A 13,472-nucleotide genomic window follows, 5' to 3' on the forward strand; every position below is an offset into this window, starting at 1 on the left:
CACCTTATTTGTTGTCATACCGGAGTCTCTCCCATGGGCGCGTCAGTTCGTGCCGCATGTGAGGCAGCGGCCCGCAGTTCGCTCAGCCACTACGCGCGGGTGTGATCCGGTCCGAGGATGCTCACGCGGGAGCCGAAGCTCAGGATCCACGGAATGACCTCACGCGACAGGCCGCTGCTGTCTTTTTCAAGGGAGTCGCTCACTGGAGGCGACGCGATGAGCGACGACCAGAAATCCGGAATCATCCGGGTGGTCAAGACGGGCGGCTTCACGGTGCTCGACAACACCGCCGCCAACGACGAGCGTCTGAGCTTCAAGGCCGTGGGAATCCACACCTACCTGATGACCAAGCCCGACGACTGGCAGGTCTACGGCTCCCACCTGGCCAAGACCCACAAGGACGGCCGCGACGCGGTGTACGCCGGACTCAAGGAGCTCGAGGAGTGCGGCTACCTGATCCGCAGGGTCCTTCGAGATGAATCGGGCAAGATCGTCGGCCGTGAGAGCGTTATCTTCGAGCGTCCCCAGGCAGCCCCGGAAAAGCCGTCCAGGACGCGGGGTGAACCGTATTCCGGAAAAGCCGCATTACGGGAAAGCCGTGTTGCGGAAAACCCGGAGCTACTAAATACTGACTTACCAGTAAAGACTGACGAACAAGAATTACTGACTTTCTCTCCGCTTCGCGTCGAGCCCGAGGCCCCACAGCCGACGGGCACCCTGAAGGAGCGCATGCTCGCCCTGAAGGCCAGGAAGCGGGACACGACACGAACCCCTTCAGCGCTTCACGGCGAACAGGTGGTGGGCAGGGCAGCCGACGACGCCGAAAGGGCCACCCCCACTGCGGTGAAGGCGAACGCCCCCAAGGCCCCCAACCCCGTTGCGGGCCCCCCTTCCCCCGCGGTCCCGGCCGGGAAGCCCGCGAGGAAGAAGGCCGAGAAGACCGCGCATCCCCGGCACGGTGAGATGTGGGACGCCATCAAGACGGCGCTGTACGGCGACGTCAAGGTCAGCAACGCCTCGCTGATCGGCAAGGAAGCCACCACGCTGCTCGCCGAGGACCTGACGCCCGAGGACGTTCCGGCCCTGGTGGCGTGGCTGCGCGGGCTATACACGTACCGCAACCCCGGCGGCATGCCGCTCAAGCCGTACCACCTCAGCAGCAACCTCACCGAGTGGCGCGCGGCCCAGAAGGCCCCCACCGGACCCCGAGGCTCCACCAAGGTCGCCGACTATCTCGCCGAGAAATACGGAGAGGAGGAACTGTTTTGAACTATCCCCCCACCTGCCCGCTGTGCGGCTCCGAGCGCCTCACCGAAACCGGCCTGTACGCCTGTCTGATCGCCGACGAGGCGACCCCGCCGAACTGGACCGCGCGGTCCTGAGGGGCGCGCAGACCGAAGCGAACCGCCGCGCCTTCCTGGCCTCGCTGCCGCCGCGCTACGGGCGCTACGCCACCACCCCGGTCCCGGCCCAGGTGCTCGCCGCCAACCCCGAGCTGCGGGCCAAGCTCGAGCGCATGACGCCCCAGGGCTTCTTGTACCTCACGGGCGAGGCCGACGCCGCCAAGACCCACCTCGCGGTGCGTCAGGCCCTGCACCTGACCGAGGGCGGCGGCTCGGCGCTGTTCGTGGACGAGACCGACTACTTCGCCCGCGTGTTCGCCGAGTTCGGGGGCGGCCCGCCCGCGCCGGACCTGCTCGCCCCGGACGTGCTCGTCTACGACGACCTCGGCAAGCAGAAGCCCAGCGAGTTCGCGCTGCAAAAGCTCTACCACCTGCTCGAGATGCGCTGGTCCCATGAAAAGGCCCTGATCGTCACGAGCAACTTCACGCCGCGTGAGGTGGTCGCCCGCCTGACCGACGACGAGGTCGTGGGCCACGCCATCTACTCGCGCCTGATGGCCGGTCAGCTCGCAGGCATCCGGCGCGGCGCGGGCGGCCGCCAGGGAAGTGCGCTGTGACCGCCCTCACCGCCTCCACTCCGCAGGCCCGCTTTCTCGGCAACGTCCTCGAGCAGGCCCGCGCGTTTCGTCACGACGCCTTAGACGACCTGCGCGACGCCGTCGGGGGCCTGGAAAGCGCCATGTTCACGGGCGGCGACCAGCGCCTGTTCACCGCCATCACCGAACTGCTCGACGAGGGCCGCGTGCCCACCCCCGCCGCCGTGCGCACCCTCAAGCTCGAGGGCTTCACCGGCGAGCACGCCGCGCGCTACCTGGATCAGGCCGGGCAGCTCGGCGAGTGGAGTTCCTACGTTCAGCCGATCCTCCGCGAACACACCCAGAAGGTTCTGGTGCAAGGACTCACCGAGGCGCTGCGGGCGGCCCAGGCGGGGCAGCTCGACGAGGCCCGCACCCTGGGTGCGCAGACCCTCGACGAGGCCCCTTCCTGGACCTCCCAGGCGCTGCACTACATCGAGGACTTCGCGGCCACCCAGGCCCCCGAGCCGCGCATTCCCACGCCGTGGCCGCGCGTCAACGAACACCTCGGCGGCGGACTGGGGTTTACCGGCAACAGCGTGGTCAGTCTGTGGATCGCCGACAGCGGCGTGGGCAAGTCGTCGGTCACCCAGCAGATGATTCCCGGGTGGCTCGCCGCCGGGCACCACGTCCTGTACTGCTTCGGCGAGGGGCGCCGGGACGACATCACCCGCGAGGTCACGCGCTTCCAGGCGGGTCTGGGCTATGCCGAGCTGAAGTTCGGCCAGGAGCAGGCCGTGCCGCGCACGCTGGACCGGTACGCCGCGGCGGCCCGGGCCCTCTCGGCGCTGCCGGGGCGGCTCGCGGTGTACGACGAGGAGTTCGACGGTCAGGCGGTGCGCGACCTTGCCCGCCGCTACCGCCGCCAGTTGTCGCGTGACCTCGAGGCGGGCGTGGCCCGGCCCGGGGCGCGGCTGATCGTGATCGTGGACAACATCGACTCGGCGGTGAGCTTTGACAGCAAACGCTTTGCCCGCGAGGACCAGGCCTACGAGTACGAGGCCAAACGCTTCGAGCAGGCGGCCAAGACCGAGGGCTACCACCTGATGCTGCTGTCGCAGACCAACGAGGACGGACGCCGCCGTCAGGGGGCGCCGGAGAAGTCGGACATCGCCCGCGCCAAGGCGCTGATGAACCGCGCGGCCTTCGTGGTGACGCTGCACCGCCCGGTGACCGACGCCGACCGCACGCAACAGGACAAAGACGGCGAGAAGGGACGCCGGGCGAGGACCTGGATCGCGGTGCGAAAAGCGCGCGGCGGGGTGCTCGCGGAACTGGAGTTCGAGACCAATGCCCGGACCGGTGAGTGGTATGACCCCCGGCAACCTGCCTTTTGAGACAAGGAGAAACCATGAATGACGCCACGGGCGCAGTGAGGAAGGGCGGCCACTACCGCCACAAGACGGGGGAGCTGTACCGGGTCCTGGACCGGGTCAGGCCGTCGGTGTTCGGCACCGGGGGCCACGCGGTCACGTTCTGGGTGAAGGCGTGCGGCCGCGCCAGGGGCTGCATCGTGACCGACAACTTCCGCCCGGGCGAGCCGGTGGTGCTGTACGAGCACGTGGACAGCGGCATGTGCTGGGCGCGCCCCGAGGCGCTGTTCGACGACCCCGAACGCTTCCAGTACGTGGGCGACACGCTGGAAGAAGCCCGGGGCAAGCTGTTTTCCGGCTCCCCGGCCCCCGCGCGCCCGTCGTGGGACGAGACCGGCATGGACCTGGCGCGGGTGTTCGCGCAGCGCAGCGCCGACGAGAAGTTCAAGGTCGGCGCCGCGATCCTGAGCAACACCTCACACGCGGTGGTGAGCCTGGGCGTCAACGGGCGCTACCCCGGATGCCCCACCGAGGCGCGCGCCGATGCGGGGCAGGGCAGGTCCGAGATGCTGCACGCCGAGCAAAACGCCATCGTGCGCTCCCGCTGGGAGCACGGCGAGAGCCACACCCTGTACGCGACCATGGAGCCGTGCCATGAGTGCGCGCTGCTGATCCTCGCCGCGCGCCACATCACCCGGGTGGTGTACGCCAAACCCTACGCCGGAGACGGAGTGCGCCGCCGGGGCAGCGAGATCCTCAAAGACGCCGGGGTAGAGGTGGTTCAGTGCGGGTGATCATCGCCGGAGGACGCGAGGTCACCGATCAGGCGGCGGTGGATCAGGCCATGACCGAGTCGGGCTTCACGGTCACGGCCGTGGTCTGCGGCAGGGCGCGCGGAGCCGACACCCTGGGTGAACGCTGGGCGCAGGCGCGCGGCATTCCGGTGGTTGCCAAACCCGCGGACTGGACCCGGTACGGCGCGCGCCGGATTCGTCCGCAACCGGGAAATGAGCGAGCAGGCCGACGCGCTGGTGCTGGTGTGGTCGGGCCGCTCGCCGGGCTCGCAGAACATGCTCATGGAAGCCGCCAAACGCGGACTCAAGATCCACCAGCACATCATCCGGGAGACAGACGCATGACCTTCGTCGACACGCTGCGGGAACTGACCCGGCGGCTGCCGGGACGGGTGCGCAGGCAAGGGGCCTGGATCGAGGTGCGGTTTTTCGACACATGGTGGACGGCATGCACTCCAAACGAGATCGTGGATTCGTTCCTCATGAACGTGGAAGCCGCCCTGCGCGAGGAGTGCCGCGCGCGCGGCTGGGACATTGAAATGGGCATCGGTGAGCGCTGCTGGGCCACCCTCTACCCGCCCGGGTGGCCCCGGCCCGAGCAGTTGCGCACCACCTTCGGGGACACCCCCGCCGAGGCGCTCTCGGGCGCCGTGCTCGCTGCGCTGGAGGCACGGACATGATCGCCGTGATCAAGACCGAGAAGAAGTGCGCGAGCTTCGAGGAGCTGCTGCGCCGCACGCACGCCGGGGAGGAGATGACCCTCGTGGCGGGCGGGCGGCGCTACACGCTCACGCCGGTGGAGCCGCCCGCCGTCACCCACACCACACCCCCCCCCAGGAGGAACACCCATGACTGAGCACCCCGAAACCCTGTACGCCACCGTGAACCAGGACGGCGAACGCTCCGACCTGTACCCCACCCCCGAGGCCGCCCTGGCCGCCGCAGAGGACCGCGCCGAGGTGGACGGCATCGCCACCCTCCACCACCTGAGCGTGGGCGCCCGGGTGCTGCGCGGCTGGGACGTCCGGCACCTGCTGTACGCCGCCGAGGAGAAAGACCCCCACGAAGACGTGGACGTGGCCCCCGACACCCTGGCCGACGACCTCGAAGCGCTGCTGCTCGACGACGGCACCGAGACCCTGGCGATGGGGGAGCTGTTCGAGGTCATGGTGGCGGCGATCAACACCTGGGCCGAGCAGCGCGGCCTGGTGTCGCACCGCTACGAGGACGAGGGCAACCTGGACCTGTCGTGGCAGGACGACGAGACGCCGGTCGGGGGGACCTACGCGCAGCTCCGCGCGCGGTTCATGGGCCGGCCGGCCGCGGCGGAGGACACCGATGACTGAGCTGCCGACCGTGACCGAGCCGTGGTTCCACAGCGTGCTCAACCCCCGCGCCGAGGACGTGCTGCTGGTCGAGCATCCCGGCATGAACGACCCCCAGTTCAGCGCCGAGTTCGAGGAGGGCGGCCTCTTTGACTTCGAAGGGTTCGCGCTGATCGTCGGCGAGAAGGGGACGTGGTGCGGGTCCGAGGTGCATCTGCCCCCGGACCTCGGGCTGCTGACCGTCTGCGACCGGGTGGACCGGCTGATCGGCGGCGACGCGCTGGTGCAGGCCTGCGAGGCCCTGCCGTACCTCTCGGAGTCCGGACCAGAGGGCGCGGCGCTGACGGCCCGCTGCGTGCAGGCGGCCATGGACAGCGGCCGGTGCGTGCGCCTGGTGCTCTCGGGGCACGACCGCCGCAACGGCTGGATCTTCCTGCTGCGCGCCGAGGACCTGGACCGCGCCCTGGACCTGGTGGCGGAAGACATCGCCGCGTGGAAACGGAGGGAGGAACACCCATGACTGAAGCCCTGAAGCTGCCCGTGATTGTGGCGGCCTGGCCGCACGACATGCTCAACCCCGACGCCGAGCCGGTGTATCTGGTGGAGCACCCCCACATCGAGGAGTTCGAGGGCGGCCCGGTGTTCGACGACGTGTACACCCTGGCGCTCGCGGGCGGCCAGAAGACGGAAGACGGCGAGTGCTTTCTGGACTCGGGGGCCCTGGACGCGCTGTGCGACAACGTGGACGCCCTGACCCGCAGCTCGGCGCTGGGAGAGGCCTGGACGGCGCTGCGCAGCCGCCCGCTCAGCCTCCGCGACGAGGTGGCCCTGGAGCAGCGCTGCGTTCAGGCCGCGATGGACAGCGGTCAGTGCGTGCGCCTGGTGGTGTCGGGCCCGGAGCGCGTCGAGGGCTGGATCTTCGTGCTGCAGCGCGGCAACCTGCCCCGCGCCCTGGACCTGGTGGCGGAAGACATCGGGCGGGAGGACGAGGAATGACCCTGGCCCGCAAGCTTGCGCGGCAGCGGGAGCGCGCCGCGCTGCGGGCCAGCCGCAAGGACCCCGACGCCCGCATCGGGACCCTGGTGGCCGAGCGCGGCGGCAACGCCGAGTTCGACGCGGTGGTCTACTGCCTGCTGCGGCAGGTGGAGGGAGACGTCGAGCTGGACCTCAGCGCGTACCGCCCCGGCAAGGCGGCGGCGTTCTGGCGCCGGGTCGCGGAGCTCGAGGGCGCCGACCTGGCGTTTCTCCGGGGCCTCGCCGCCGCCGGAAGCGGAGCGGGTCCGGCCCCGAAAAAAGCGGTGGGGGCTTCCCAGGCGCCCGCCTCCGGCCCCGCCGTCAACCTCCGGATCTGAAGGAGCCCGCCCCCGCCCCCATCCTGGGGGCCCCTTCCCCACCGGTCCCGGCCGGGACCACAGCGAGGTGAGCCGTATCGAGCGTATTCAGAAAGCCAAGAACACCTACCCCCTGGACGTGGTGGCCCACCGTCTGGGTCTGCGGACCGAGACCCGCGGCGGTGAGCTGTACGCCGTGTGCGCCAATCCCGACCACGCCGACCGCCACCCCTCCATGAACCTCTCGATGCGCGGCAAGTACGCGGGCAAGTTCAAGTGCTTCGTGTGCAACGCGCGCGGGGACGTGATCGACCTCGTCGCCCTGGCGCTCAAGATGACCACCCCCCAGGCGCTGGACTGGCTCGACGGCGAGTCGCGCCGCGCGCCGCTGCCCGCCCCCCGCGTGGTGAAGGGCCCGAACGTCCAGCCGCTGAACACCGACCTGACCAGCTTTGCCCAGGCGGCCTACACCCGGCGCAGCGACGCGGCGGCGCGCTGGCTGGTGTCGCGCGGGCTGGCGAGCGTGATGGACCTGTTCCGTCTGGGCTCGACCGACGCGCCGGGCTTCGACGTGGCGCTGCTGCCGCAGAACTACGACCGCGAGAACGGACGCATCTACCAGCACAAGAACTTCCTGAACCGCGTGGTCATTCCGTACATCGATCCCGTGGGGGTCAGCTACGTGAACGCGCGCGCGCTGGGTGAACAGAAACCCAAGTATCTCAAGCCCGCACGTCCGCAGGGCGGCGCCGTTCCGCCGTATCTGTTGCATATGATGCTGGAGATGAGCGAGCAGATCTTTGTCACCGAGGGAGAACTCGACTGCCTGTCGCTGCACGCCGCCTTGCCGGGGGTCGCCGCGTGCGCGGTTCCCGGAACCCAGACGCTGTCCGAACGCGACGAGCTGCTGTTCGAGGACCGCGAAGTCATCATCGTGATGGACAACGACGACGCGGGAATCAAGGCCAGAGCCGAACTGGAACGCCGGTTGCTGCCCTACGCCCGAAGCGTGACCCAGGCCTACGTGCACCCGGATTTCAGCGACGTGAACGAGCAGCTCGTCAAGCGCGGCAAGAAGTGGAGTGCGGGGTACTGGGAAGCGGTGCGCACCGAAGCCGCGGGCAAGAAGGTCTACCGCACCGCGCTGTAACACAGCACCTGGGAAAACACCTCGAACGACCCGGTTGCCCCCGACCTGCCAGGGCTGAATCTCCGCTGCCAGAAGCAGGCGGGCGGGTCCGGTCCGCTGAGTTCCTGAAGCCCTGGACCGTCCGGACGATCACCCGCTCCTCACCAGCAGTCTCCCTGGCACGGAACCCACCTGCTGGGGGCCTGAAAGTCCGGGAGGCTCCCGGACCTTCTGCTCCGCAGATTTCCCGGCAACGCCCCGAGGGTCCCGGTCGTCGCGCTCAGCGTGGGTCGGCCTTCTCCCGGAAGACTCCGTCGGGGCGACGACCGGAATACGGTGTTCCGTGGGACTGTCCCGGCCGGGACCCCGATTCAGGCTGACCGATCCCCGATCTCGACCACGTGCTCTCCCTGACCCAGGAGGCGGTGCGCTTCGGGGAACACACGTTCCAGCACCGTCTTCAGGAAGCGGGTGCTGGTATTACCACAGGTCACATACAGCAGCTGCGGGGGTGGTCCGAGACGAACCACCCGGTCGAGAAAGTCGGCGTCCTTCGACACGACCACCGCTCCAGCAGCCCGGGCCGCCCGGAAAATCTGGTCGTCACTGGCATCCCGGTATCCCAGGAAGCTGACGCTGTAGGCCTCCACACCGAAGGTCTGGGTCAGCCAGGGCGCGAGTTGGGGTGGCAGCTGGGCATCCAGCCAGTAGGAGGCCAGCGGCACTTCAGGCACTCAGACGCGGATGATTAAGATAACGCGCCGCGTACAGCAGCGCGGCATGAATGTCCTCGCGCTCCAGATCCGGGTAGTCGGCGAGGATTTCCTCCTCCCCCACGCCCTGACCCAGCAGGTCGAGCAGATCGCTGACCCGGATGCGCATCCCACGGATGCAGGGACGGCCCCCACACTGCTGGGGATGCACGGTGATCCGGTCCAGGGGGCTCATGCCATCAGTGTACCGGGCCAGACGGGTCATGCCCGCAAATTCACCAAGTTGGGCCCAGCCTCACCGGGGCCCAGCGCGTTGTCCAGAGCCATCAGTTGACTGTGTCCCAGGAGCGGCGCGTCCTGTATCCTCCCGCCCGGGCCCCTCATCGCAGCAGCAGCAGTTGCTCGACCGCTTCGTCGGTGCGGCTTTCTCCCCTGGGGATTCTTGGACAGCTCTGCCCCGGACTGCCTCTCCCCTCCCCCACCTCAATGTTCCTGTTTGCATCCGGCAATTCAGGCACCGACCGCCGCACAGATTGACGCTTTGGATCCAGTGACCGAGTTCCAGACATACGGCTCCTGGCCAGTCCTGATTGTTGACTTGTCTTGGTGTAGTACGGAAAAAAGATTGATACGAAAACATCATCAGCCGCCACGACGACATGCGATAAACACGGCATTCCGCAGCACTTTTCCCCCATTCGCAACGGTATTTCCCCCCATTCGCAACGGTATTTTTTCGGCTTTTCCCCCCATTCATGACGGTAGCCGTCTCTGCTTTCCCCCCATTCATAACGGCCTCTTCCCCCCATTCATAACGGTAGGCATCCCCCCATTCATAACGGGGAGAGGGCCGCGTTCCCCCCATTCATAACGGCAGACCTGCCCGCGTTCCCCCCATTCATAACGGCCCCTGACCGTACAGAAGAAAAGGCCCGCTGGGAGCGCCTTCTTACCGTAAATGCCCCATTTGTAACGGGGAGACCCCACACTGTCCCCCCATTCATAACGGCGTGGCGGGTTGGACGCCAGGCGGGTAGACTGGGGCCCTTCGGAGGGCACGTGTCCAACCAACCCGACCAGGAAGTGGTGCTGCGCGAGGACCTGAACGTCGGGCAGCTGGGCCTGATCTCCATTCAACGCAAGATCGCCCCGGACTACACATCCTGGCAGGTGGCCTTCGAACGGGCTGGAATTCCCAGCGAGATCGAATGCAACGGGGCCCAGAAATACGGGGTGCCGCACGGCATCGACAACGACTCGTACCTGGCCCTGCAGGAGCTCTACATCGAACAGGGGTGCCCTGAGGACGGGCGCGTCGGCTTCACGATGTACCGGTTGCTGCAGATGTGCGGGCTGGACGACAGCGGCGCCAACCGCCGCATGATGCGGCAGAGTCTGGAGCGCCTGAGCGCGACTCAGTACTGGATCAGCGGAGCGTGGCGCAGCCATGAGGACGACGACTGGGTGACGGCCGGCTTTCGGCTGATCGAGAAGCTGGTGTTCACGCGGGCGCGCAAGGACACGGAGGGAGCCAAGCTGATCACGGTGACGTTGCCGCGTGAACTGACCCGCAACATCCGCAACGGCTACTTCAAGCCGGTGAGCACGGCGCTACTGCGCCAGCTGGGCCAGCCTGCCCGCGCCGCCTACCGGGTACTGGACGCCCTGCGGCATGACCCGGTGGAACCTCAGTCGCGCACCGTCAGCCTGCAGATTTCGCTGATGGACCTCGCACAGCGCTGCGGGATCGCCAGCGACAAGCCCGACAAGATCAGGCGCACGCTCGATCCGATTCATCAGGACCTGCTCGCGACCGGCTACCTGCATGAGGTGCAGGTCACGGGCCGCGGGCGCAAGCAGATGGTGAGCTACCAGTTCGGACAACCGCTGGCTGAGCCGGAGGCCGAACTGGTGGACCTGCTCGTCGGCCTGAAGGTTCCGGTGGTGGCGGCCAGGAAACTGGCGCTCGACTACCCGCAGAATGTCCGGGACGGCGTGGCGCAGGCCCGGGCCATCCTGGCCCGCGGGTACCGGCCGCACAATGACGTCGGCTTCGTGCTGGACGTCGTGCGTTCTTACGGCAACGGCAAGTATGCCTGGCCAGAGGGTGCCCGGCTGCTCCGGTTGCTCGAAGCGGCCCCTGCGCGCCCGCGTCCACCGCAGCCCGAGATGCCCGAGGCCCCCCCATCCAGCGAGGATCTGGCCCGCACGCTCGCCTTTTTGCTGAAGGCGGAAGGCCTGCGCCGCGAGGATCTGGCCCGCCTGCCGCTGACCACGCTGCAGGACGTTCGTGGACGCGTGCTGGGGCGCTCGCCGGAGGACCGGGCACAGGCGGTTGCCGAACTGCGGACACTGCTGGCTGCCGCGGCGGGTACCTGAGGAAGTTTTATCGACAGGGCGTCCATCCTGCCGGGGTAGCATGGGGCAATGAAGGTGATCACGTTCTTCAACCATGCCGGGGGGGTAGGAAAATCCAGCTCTGCCCGGGACATCGGCTACACGTTGGGGCAGCTGGGTCACCGTGTCCTGTTGATCGACGCCGATCCCCAGGCGAACCTGACTGACTGGCTGGGCGTGCGTGCAGTGGAGGAGGAACAGGGAGCCCGGGAGATCGAGCTCGACGATACGCTCTATCCGGCGGTGCTGGGAGACGACGACGCCGAACTGCGTCTTCCGTCCCCGATTACCGTGCATGGCGTGGACCTGATTCCCGGCCACCTCGACGTGGCGACCATCGAGCCACTGCTGCCGGGACAGCTGATGGGCGTGATGCGGCTCAAAGAAGCCCTGCGGCCGCTGGTGGACCGCTACGACTTCGTGTTGATCGATCCTCCGCCTAGCCTGGGCCAGCTGAGCGCCCTGTCCGTCATCGCGGCGCAGCACGTGGTCGTGCCGGTCCCGGCCAGCGGAAAAGGTCTCAAGGGGCTGCAGACGGTGGTCCAGATGCTGGGCCGCTTTCGCAAGGCCAACCCGAGCCTGAACCTCGCCCTGATCCTGGTGACCCAGTACAACGACACGACCAACCACAGCCGGGAGAGTCTGGCGCAGCTGCGCGCGCAGTTCGGGCACCTGGCTCCGGTCAGCGCGCCCCTCACCTACCGGCCGGCGCTGTATCCCGACTCGCAGCTGCACGGCGAGCCGCTGCCAGCTTTCGCGCGCAGGAGTGCCGCGGCGGCCGAGATCGGTGCGGTTACGGCGCAACTGCTGGACGTGCTGGGGGTGGAGCAGCGTGCCTAGGGCCAAGCCGAGCCGCGCCGACGCGTTCGGATCTCTGCTGGGGACCGCGAAGCCGGAGCTGGCGTCACCCGGCCCGAGCGCGGTGGCGCTGGATCAGATCCGGGTCCGGGCCCGGCAGCCCCGGCGCCACTTCGACGAGGGCTCGCTGGCGTCCCTGGCCCAAAGCATCCGTGAACAGGGAGTGCTGCAACCGGTGCTGCTGCGGCAGACGGACCGGGACTATGAGCTGATCGCCGGAGAACGCCGCGTGCGTGCCGCCCGCCTGGCAGGGCTGAGCGAGGTGCCGGCGGTGGTCCGGGATGCCAGCGATGAAGAGGCCGACGTCCTGGCTGCCCTGGAGAACCTACAGCGCGAGGATCTGAACCCGCTGGACGAGGTAGAGGCGACCCTGACCATCGTCGCCCGGGAGTTGTGCGTCCCCGTGGATGAGGTGGTGCCTCTGCTGCACGCGCAGCGCCGAACACCTGATCCGCAGACGGTGACCCGGCTGGATGGGGTGTTTGCCCGGCTGGGGCGGGGTACTTGGCGCTCCTTTGCGACCAACAAGGCCGGTGTCCTGCGCTTTCCTCCGGAGTTGCTCGAGCTGATGCGCCAGGGAAGCCTGGAGTACACCCGGGCGGCTGCGCTGTCGCGGGTCAAGGACGACGCGCTGCGCGCTGAACTGATTTGCCGTACGCTCGAGGAGAACCTGAGCGTCCGTGAGATCGCGTCCGCGGCGAAGCCGCCACCCACCGAGGCCACCCAACTGCGGCGTGTGCGTGACCTGCTCGACGAGCGTCAGGTAGCACGGCTGGGCGTGCGTGAGCGCAAGCGGATTCACACGCTGCTTGATGAGTTGGAGACCATCCTGAACGGAGCACAGGGGCAGCGCTCTTAACGTTAAGAGCAGGCGCTCTGTACCGGACCACTTCATTTCAAGCGGTGCTTGGTGGGTCCGGGCAACTTAACCTCTGCGAGGCGGTCGTGGCGAGTTGATGGCGTCCGGACAGCGGGGGCCCCGGACGGGCAGGTGGCCTGAGCTTCAGGCCACCTGCCCGTCCCGTTTCCTGTCCCGTCTGGAAGGCAGCCGATTGGGAGCGGGCAGGGCGGTAGAGATTCGTGATCCAGGCGTGCCGGTCGAGCAAGCACTGCGCCCCTCGTCGTGAGCGGAACCCTCGCTGCTGCCATTCCGGCCGTCGAGTCGGTCGGTGAGACTGCTCAGTCAGGGTGTTGCAGCACGCCGTGGAGCACGTCCAGGCCACGCAGTGCAGTTCCAGAGCTTGTCGGTATGGATCATCTCCGGCACGTCGTGTTCCCCCAGCAGGCAGTGAAAGAACGATGTGGCGGCCTCGGTATCGCGGTGTTCTTGAAGGAAGATTTCCAGTACGGCACCACGTTAATTCACCGCCCGCCGTAGCCAGTGTTTGCTCCCACTGACATCCACGTGGCGTAACGTCGAGGTGCCATCGAGAACGCCGGAGGGGTTCCCGATGACGCAGGTCCTGGATGAAGAAGTTGGTGACCTTGATGCACCAGGCCCAGATGGATGTGACGACGGTCCCCGTTCCAACAGCAGTTCTTCGACATCCCGGGTAGTGCTCCAGAAATCCCGACAGAAAATCCCCAACCCGTTGAGAGGGTAGGGCACACTGGAGGGAACGTATGGGAAAGCA

At 67.8% G+C, this 13,472-nt stretch carries 18 protein-coding genes and 2 pseudogenes; 16 read left to right on the top strand and 4 right to left on the bottom strand.

Annotated features, from left to right (window positions below):
- Positions 1–89: 89 nt before the first annotated feature.
- On the bottom strand, positions 90–203 hold the full coding sequence (locus IEY21_RS16850; RefSeq protein ID WP_229753089.1) for a WYL domain-containing protein: 114 nt from the start codon (positions 201–203) through the stop codon (positions 90–92).
- A gap of 13 nt (positions 204–216) precedes the next feature.
- Here IEY21_RS16850 and IEY21_RS12990 point away from each other — a divergent pair, with 13 nt between their 5' ends.
- From IEY21_RS12990 to IEY21_RS13040, 13 genes and pseudogenes are all read left to right on the top strand, one after another.
- Positions 217–1,269 carry a hypothetical protein gene (locus IEY21_RS12990; protein WP_188904778.1) on the top strand — a complete coding sequence of 351 codons (1,053 nt, stop codon included), beginning with the start codon at positions 217–219 and terminating at the stop codon, positions 1,267–1,269.
- 22 nt (positions 1,270–1,291) lie between these two features.
- Positions 1,292–1,960: an ATP-binding protein gene (locus tag IEY21_RS12995; RefSeq protein WP_188904779.1), complete on the top strand. Its 669-nt coding sequence runs from the start codon at positions 1,292–1,294 to the stop codon at positions 1,958–1,960.
- Entirely contained in the window at positions 1,957–3,315 is a 1,359-nt protein-coding gene (locus tag IEY21_RS13000) for a DnaB-like helicase C-terminal domain-containing protein (protein ID WP_188904780.1), read from the top strand. Before IEY21_RS12995 ends, IEY21_RS13000 begins: the two co-directional genes overlap by 4 nt.
- 14 nt (positions 3,316–3,329) lie before the next feature.
- The gene (locus IEY21_RS13005; protein WP_229753090.1) at positions 3,330–4,085 is read left to right on the top strand and encodes a deoxycytidylate deaminase; all 756 of its coding nucleotides are present in this window, start codon (positions 3,330–3,332) and stop codon (positions 4,083–4,085) included.
- Positions 4,086–4,135: 50 nt separating this feature from the next.
- Positions 4,136–4,207, top strand: a pseudogene (locus IEY21_RS17125) (hypothetical protein); the annotation flags it as partial.
- Between the two features lie 91 nt (positions 4,208–4,298).
- Entirely contained in the window at positions 4,299–4,430 is a 132-nt protein-coding gene (locus IEY21_RS17030; RefSeq protein ID WP_268237804.1) for a hypothetical protein, read from the top strand.
- Positions 4,427–4,765 (top strand): hypothetical protein, encoded by a 339-nt coding sequence (locus tag IEY21_RS16855; protein WP_229753091.1) that lies wholly within the window; start codon positions 4,427–4,429, stop codon positions 4,763–4,765. Before IEY21_RS17030 ends, IEY21_RS16855 begins: the two co-directional genes overlap by 4 nt.
- The gene (locus IEY21_RS13015; RefSeq protein ID WP_188904782.1) at positions 4,762–4,941 is read left to right on the top strand and encodes a hypothetical protein; all 180 of its coding nucleotides are present in this window, start codon (positions 4,762–4,764) and stop codon (positions 4,939–4,941) included. The genes IEY21_RS16855 and IEY21_RS13015 overlap by 4 nt, the downstream gene beginning before the upstream one ends.
- Positions 4,934–5,431: a hypothetical protein gene (locus tag IEY21_RS13020; protein ID WP_188904783.1), complete on the top strand. Its 498-nt coding sequence runs from the start codon at positions 4,934–4,936 to the stop codon at positions 5,429–5,431. The genes IEY21_RS13015 and IEY21_RS13020 overlap by 8 nt, the downstream gene beginning before the upstream one ends.
- Positions 5,424–5,930: a hypothetical protein gene (locus IEY21_RS13025; protein WP_188904784.1), complete on the top strand. Its 507-nt coding sequence runs from the start codon at positions 5,424–5,426 to the stop codon at positions 5,928–5,930. The genes IEY21_RS13020 and IEY21_RS13025 overlap by 8 nt, the downstream gene beginning before the upstream one ends.
- Entirely contained in the window at positions 5,927–6,406 is a 480-nt protein-coding gene (locus tag IEY21_RS13030; RefSeq protein WP_188904785.1) for a hypothetical protein, read from the top strand. The genes IEY21_RS13025 and IEY21_RS13030 overlap by 4 nt, the downstream gene beginning before the upstream one ends.
- Positions 6,403–6,762: a hypothetical protein gene (locus IEY21_RS13035; RefSeq protein WP_188904786.1), complete on the top strand. Its 360-nt coding sequence runs from the start codon at positions 6,403–6,405 to the stop codon at positions 6,760–6,762. Before IEY21_RS13030 ends, IEY21_RS13035 begins: the two co-directional genes overlap by 4 nt.
- 67 nt (positions 6,763–6,829) lie before the next feature.
- A complete protein-coding gene (locus tag IEY21_RS13040) occupies positions 6,830–7,891 on the top strand; it encodes a toprim domain-containing protein (RefSeq protein ID WP_188904787.1) in 1,062 nt (353 codons plus the stop codon).
- Between the two features lie 350 nt (positions 7,892–8,241).
- On the opposite strand, the gene IEY21_RS13045 is transcribed toward IEY21_RS13040, so the two are convergent.
- Complete coding sequence (locus tag IEY21_RS13045; RefSeq protein WP_229753092.1) at positions 8,242–8,604, bottom strand: DUF5615 family PIN-like protein; 363 nt, start codon at positions 8,602–8,604, stop codon at positions 8,242–8,244.
- Complete coding sequence (locus tag IEY21_RS13050) at positions 8,597–8,818, bottom strand: DUF433 domain-containing protein (protein ID WP_188904788.1); 222 nt, start codon at positions 8,816–8,818, stop codon at positions 8,597–8,599. The genes IEY21_RS13045 and IEY21_RS13050 overlap by 8 nt, the downstream gene beginning before the upstream one ends.
- 824 nt (positions 8,819–9,642) lie before the next feature.
- Here IEY21_RS13050 and IEY21_RS13055 point away from each other — a divergent pair.
- From IEY21_RS13055 to IEY21_RS13065, 3 genes are read left to right on the top strand one after another with little or no spacing between them, the layout of a single operon-like run.
- Complete coding sequence (locus IEY21_RS13055; RefSeq protein WP_188904789.1) at positions 9,643–10,962, top strand: replication initiator protein A; 1,320 nt, start codon at positions 9,643–9,645, stop codon at positions 10,960–10,962.
- A gap of 48 nt (positions 10,963–11,010) precedes the next feature.
- Entirely contained in the window at positions 11,011–11,820 is an 810-nt protein-coding gene (locus IEY21_RS13060) for a ParA family protein (RefSeq protein WP_188904790.1), read from the top strand.
- Complete coding sequence (locus IEY21_RS13065) at positions 11,813–12,697, top strand: ParB/RepB/Spo0J family partition protein (RefSeq protein ID WP_188904791.1); 885 nt, start codon at positions 11,813–11,815, stop codon at positions 12,695–12,697. Before IEY21_RS13060 ends, IEY21_RS13065 begins: the two co-directional genes overlap by 8 nt.
- Before the next feature lie 133 nt (positions 12,698–12,830).
- Here IEY21_RS13065 and IEY21_RS17130 read toward each other — a convergent pair.
- Positions 12,831–13,447 (bottom strand): annotated as a pseudogene (locus tag IEY21_RS17130) (DDE-type integrase/transposase/recombinase); the annotation flags it as partial.
- Between the last annotated feature and the right edge of the window lie 25 nt (positions 13,448–13,472).

It is taken from the genome of Deinococcus aerophilus (assembly GCF_014647075.1).
GTDB lineage: Bacteria > Deinococcota > Deinococci > Deinococcales > Deinococcaceae > Deinococcus > Deinococcus aerophilus.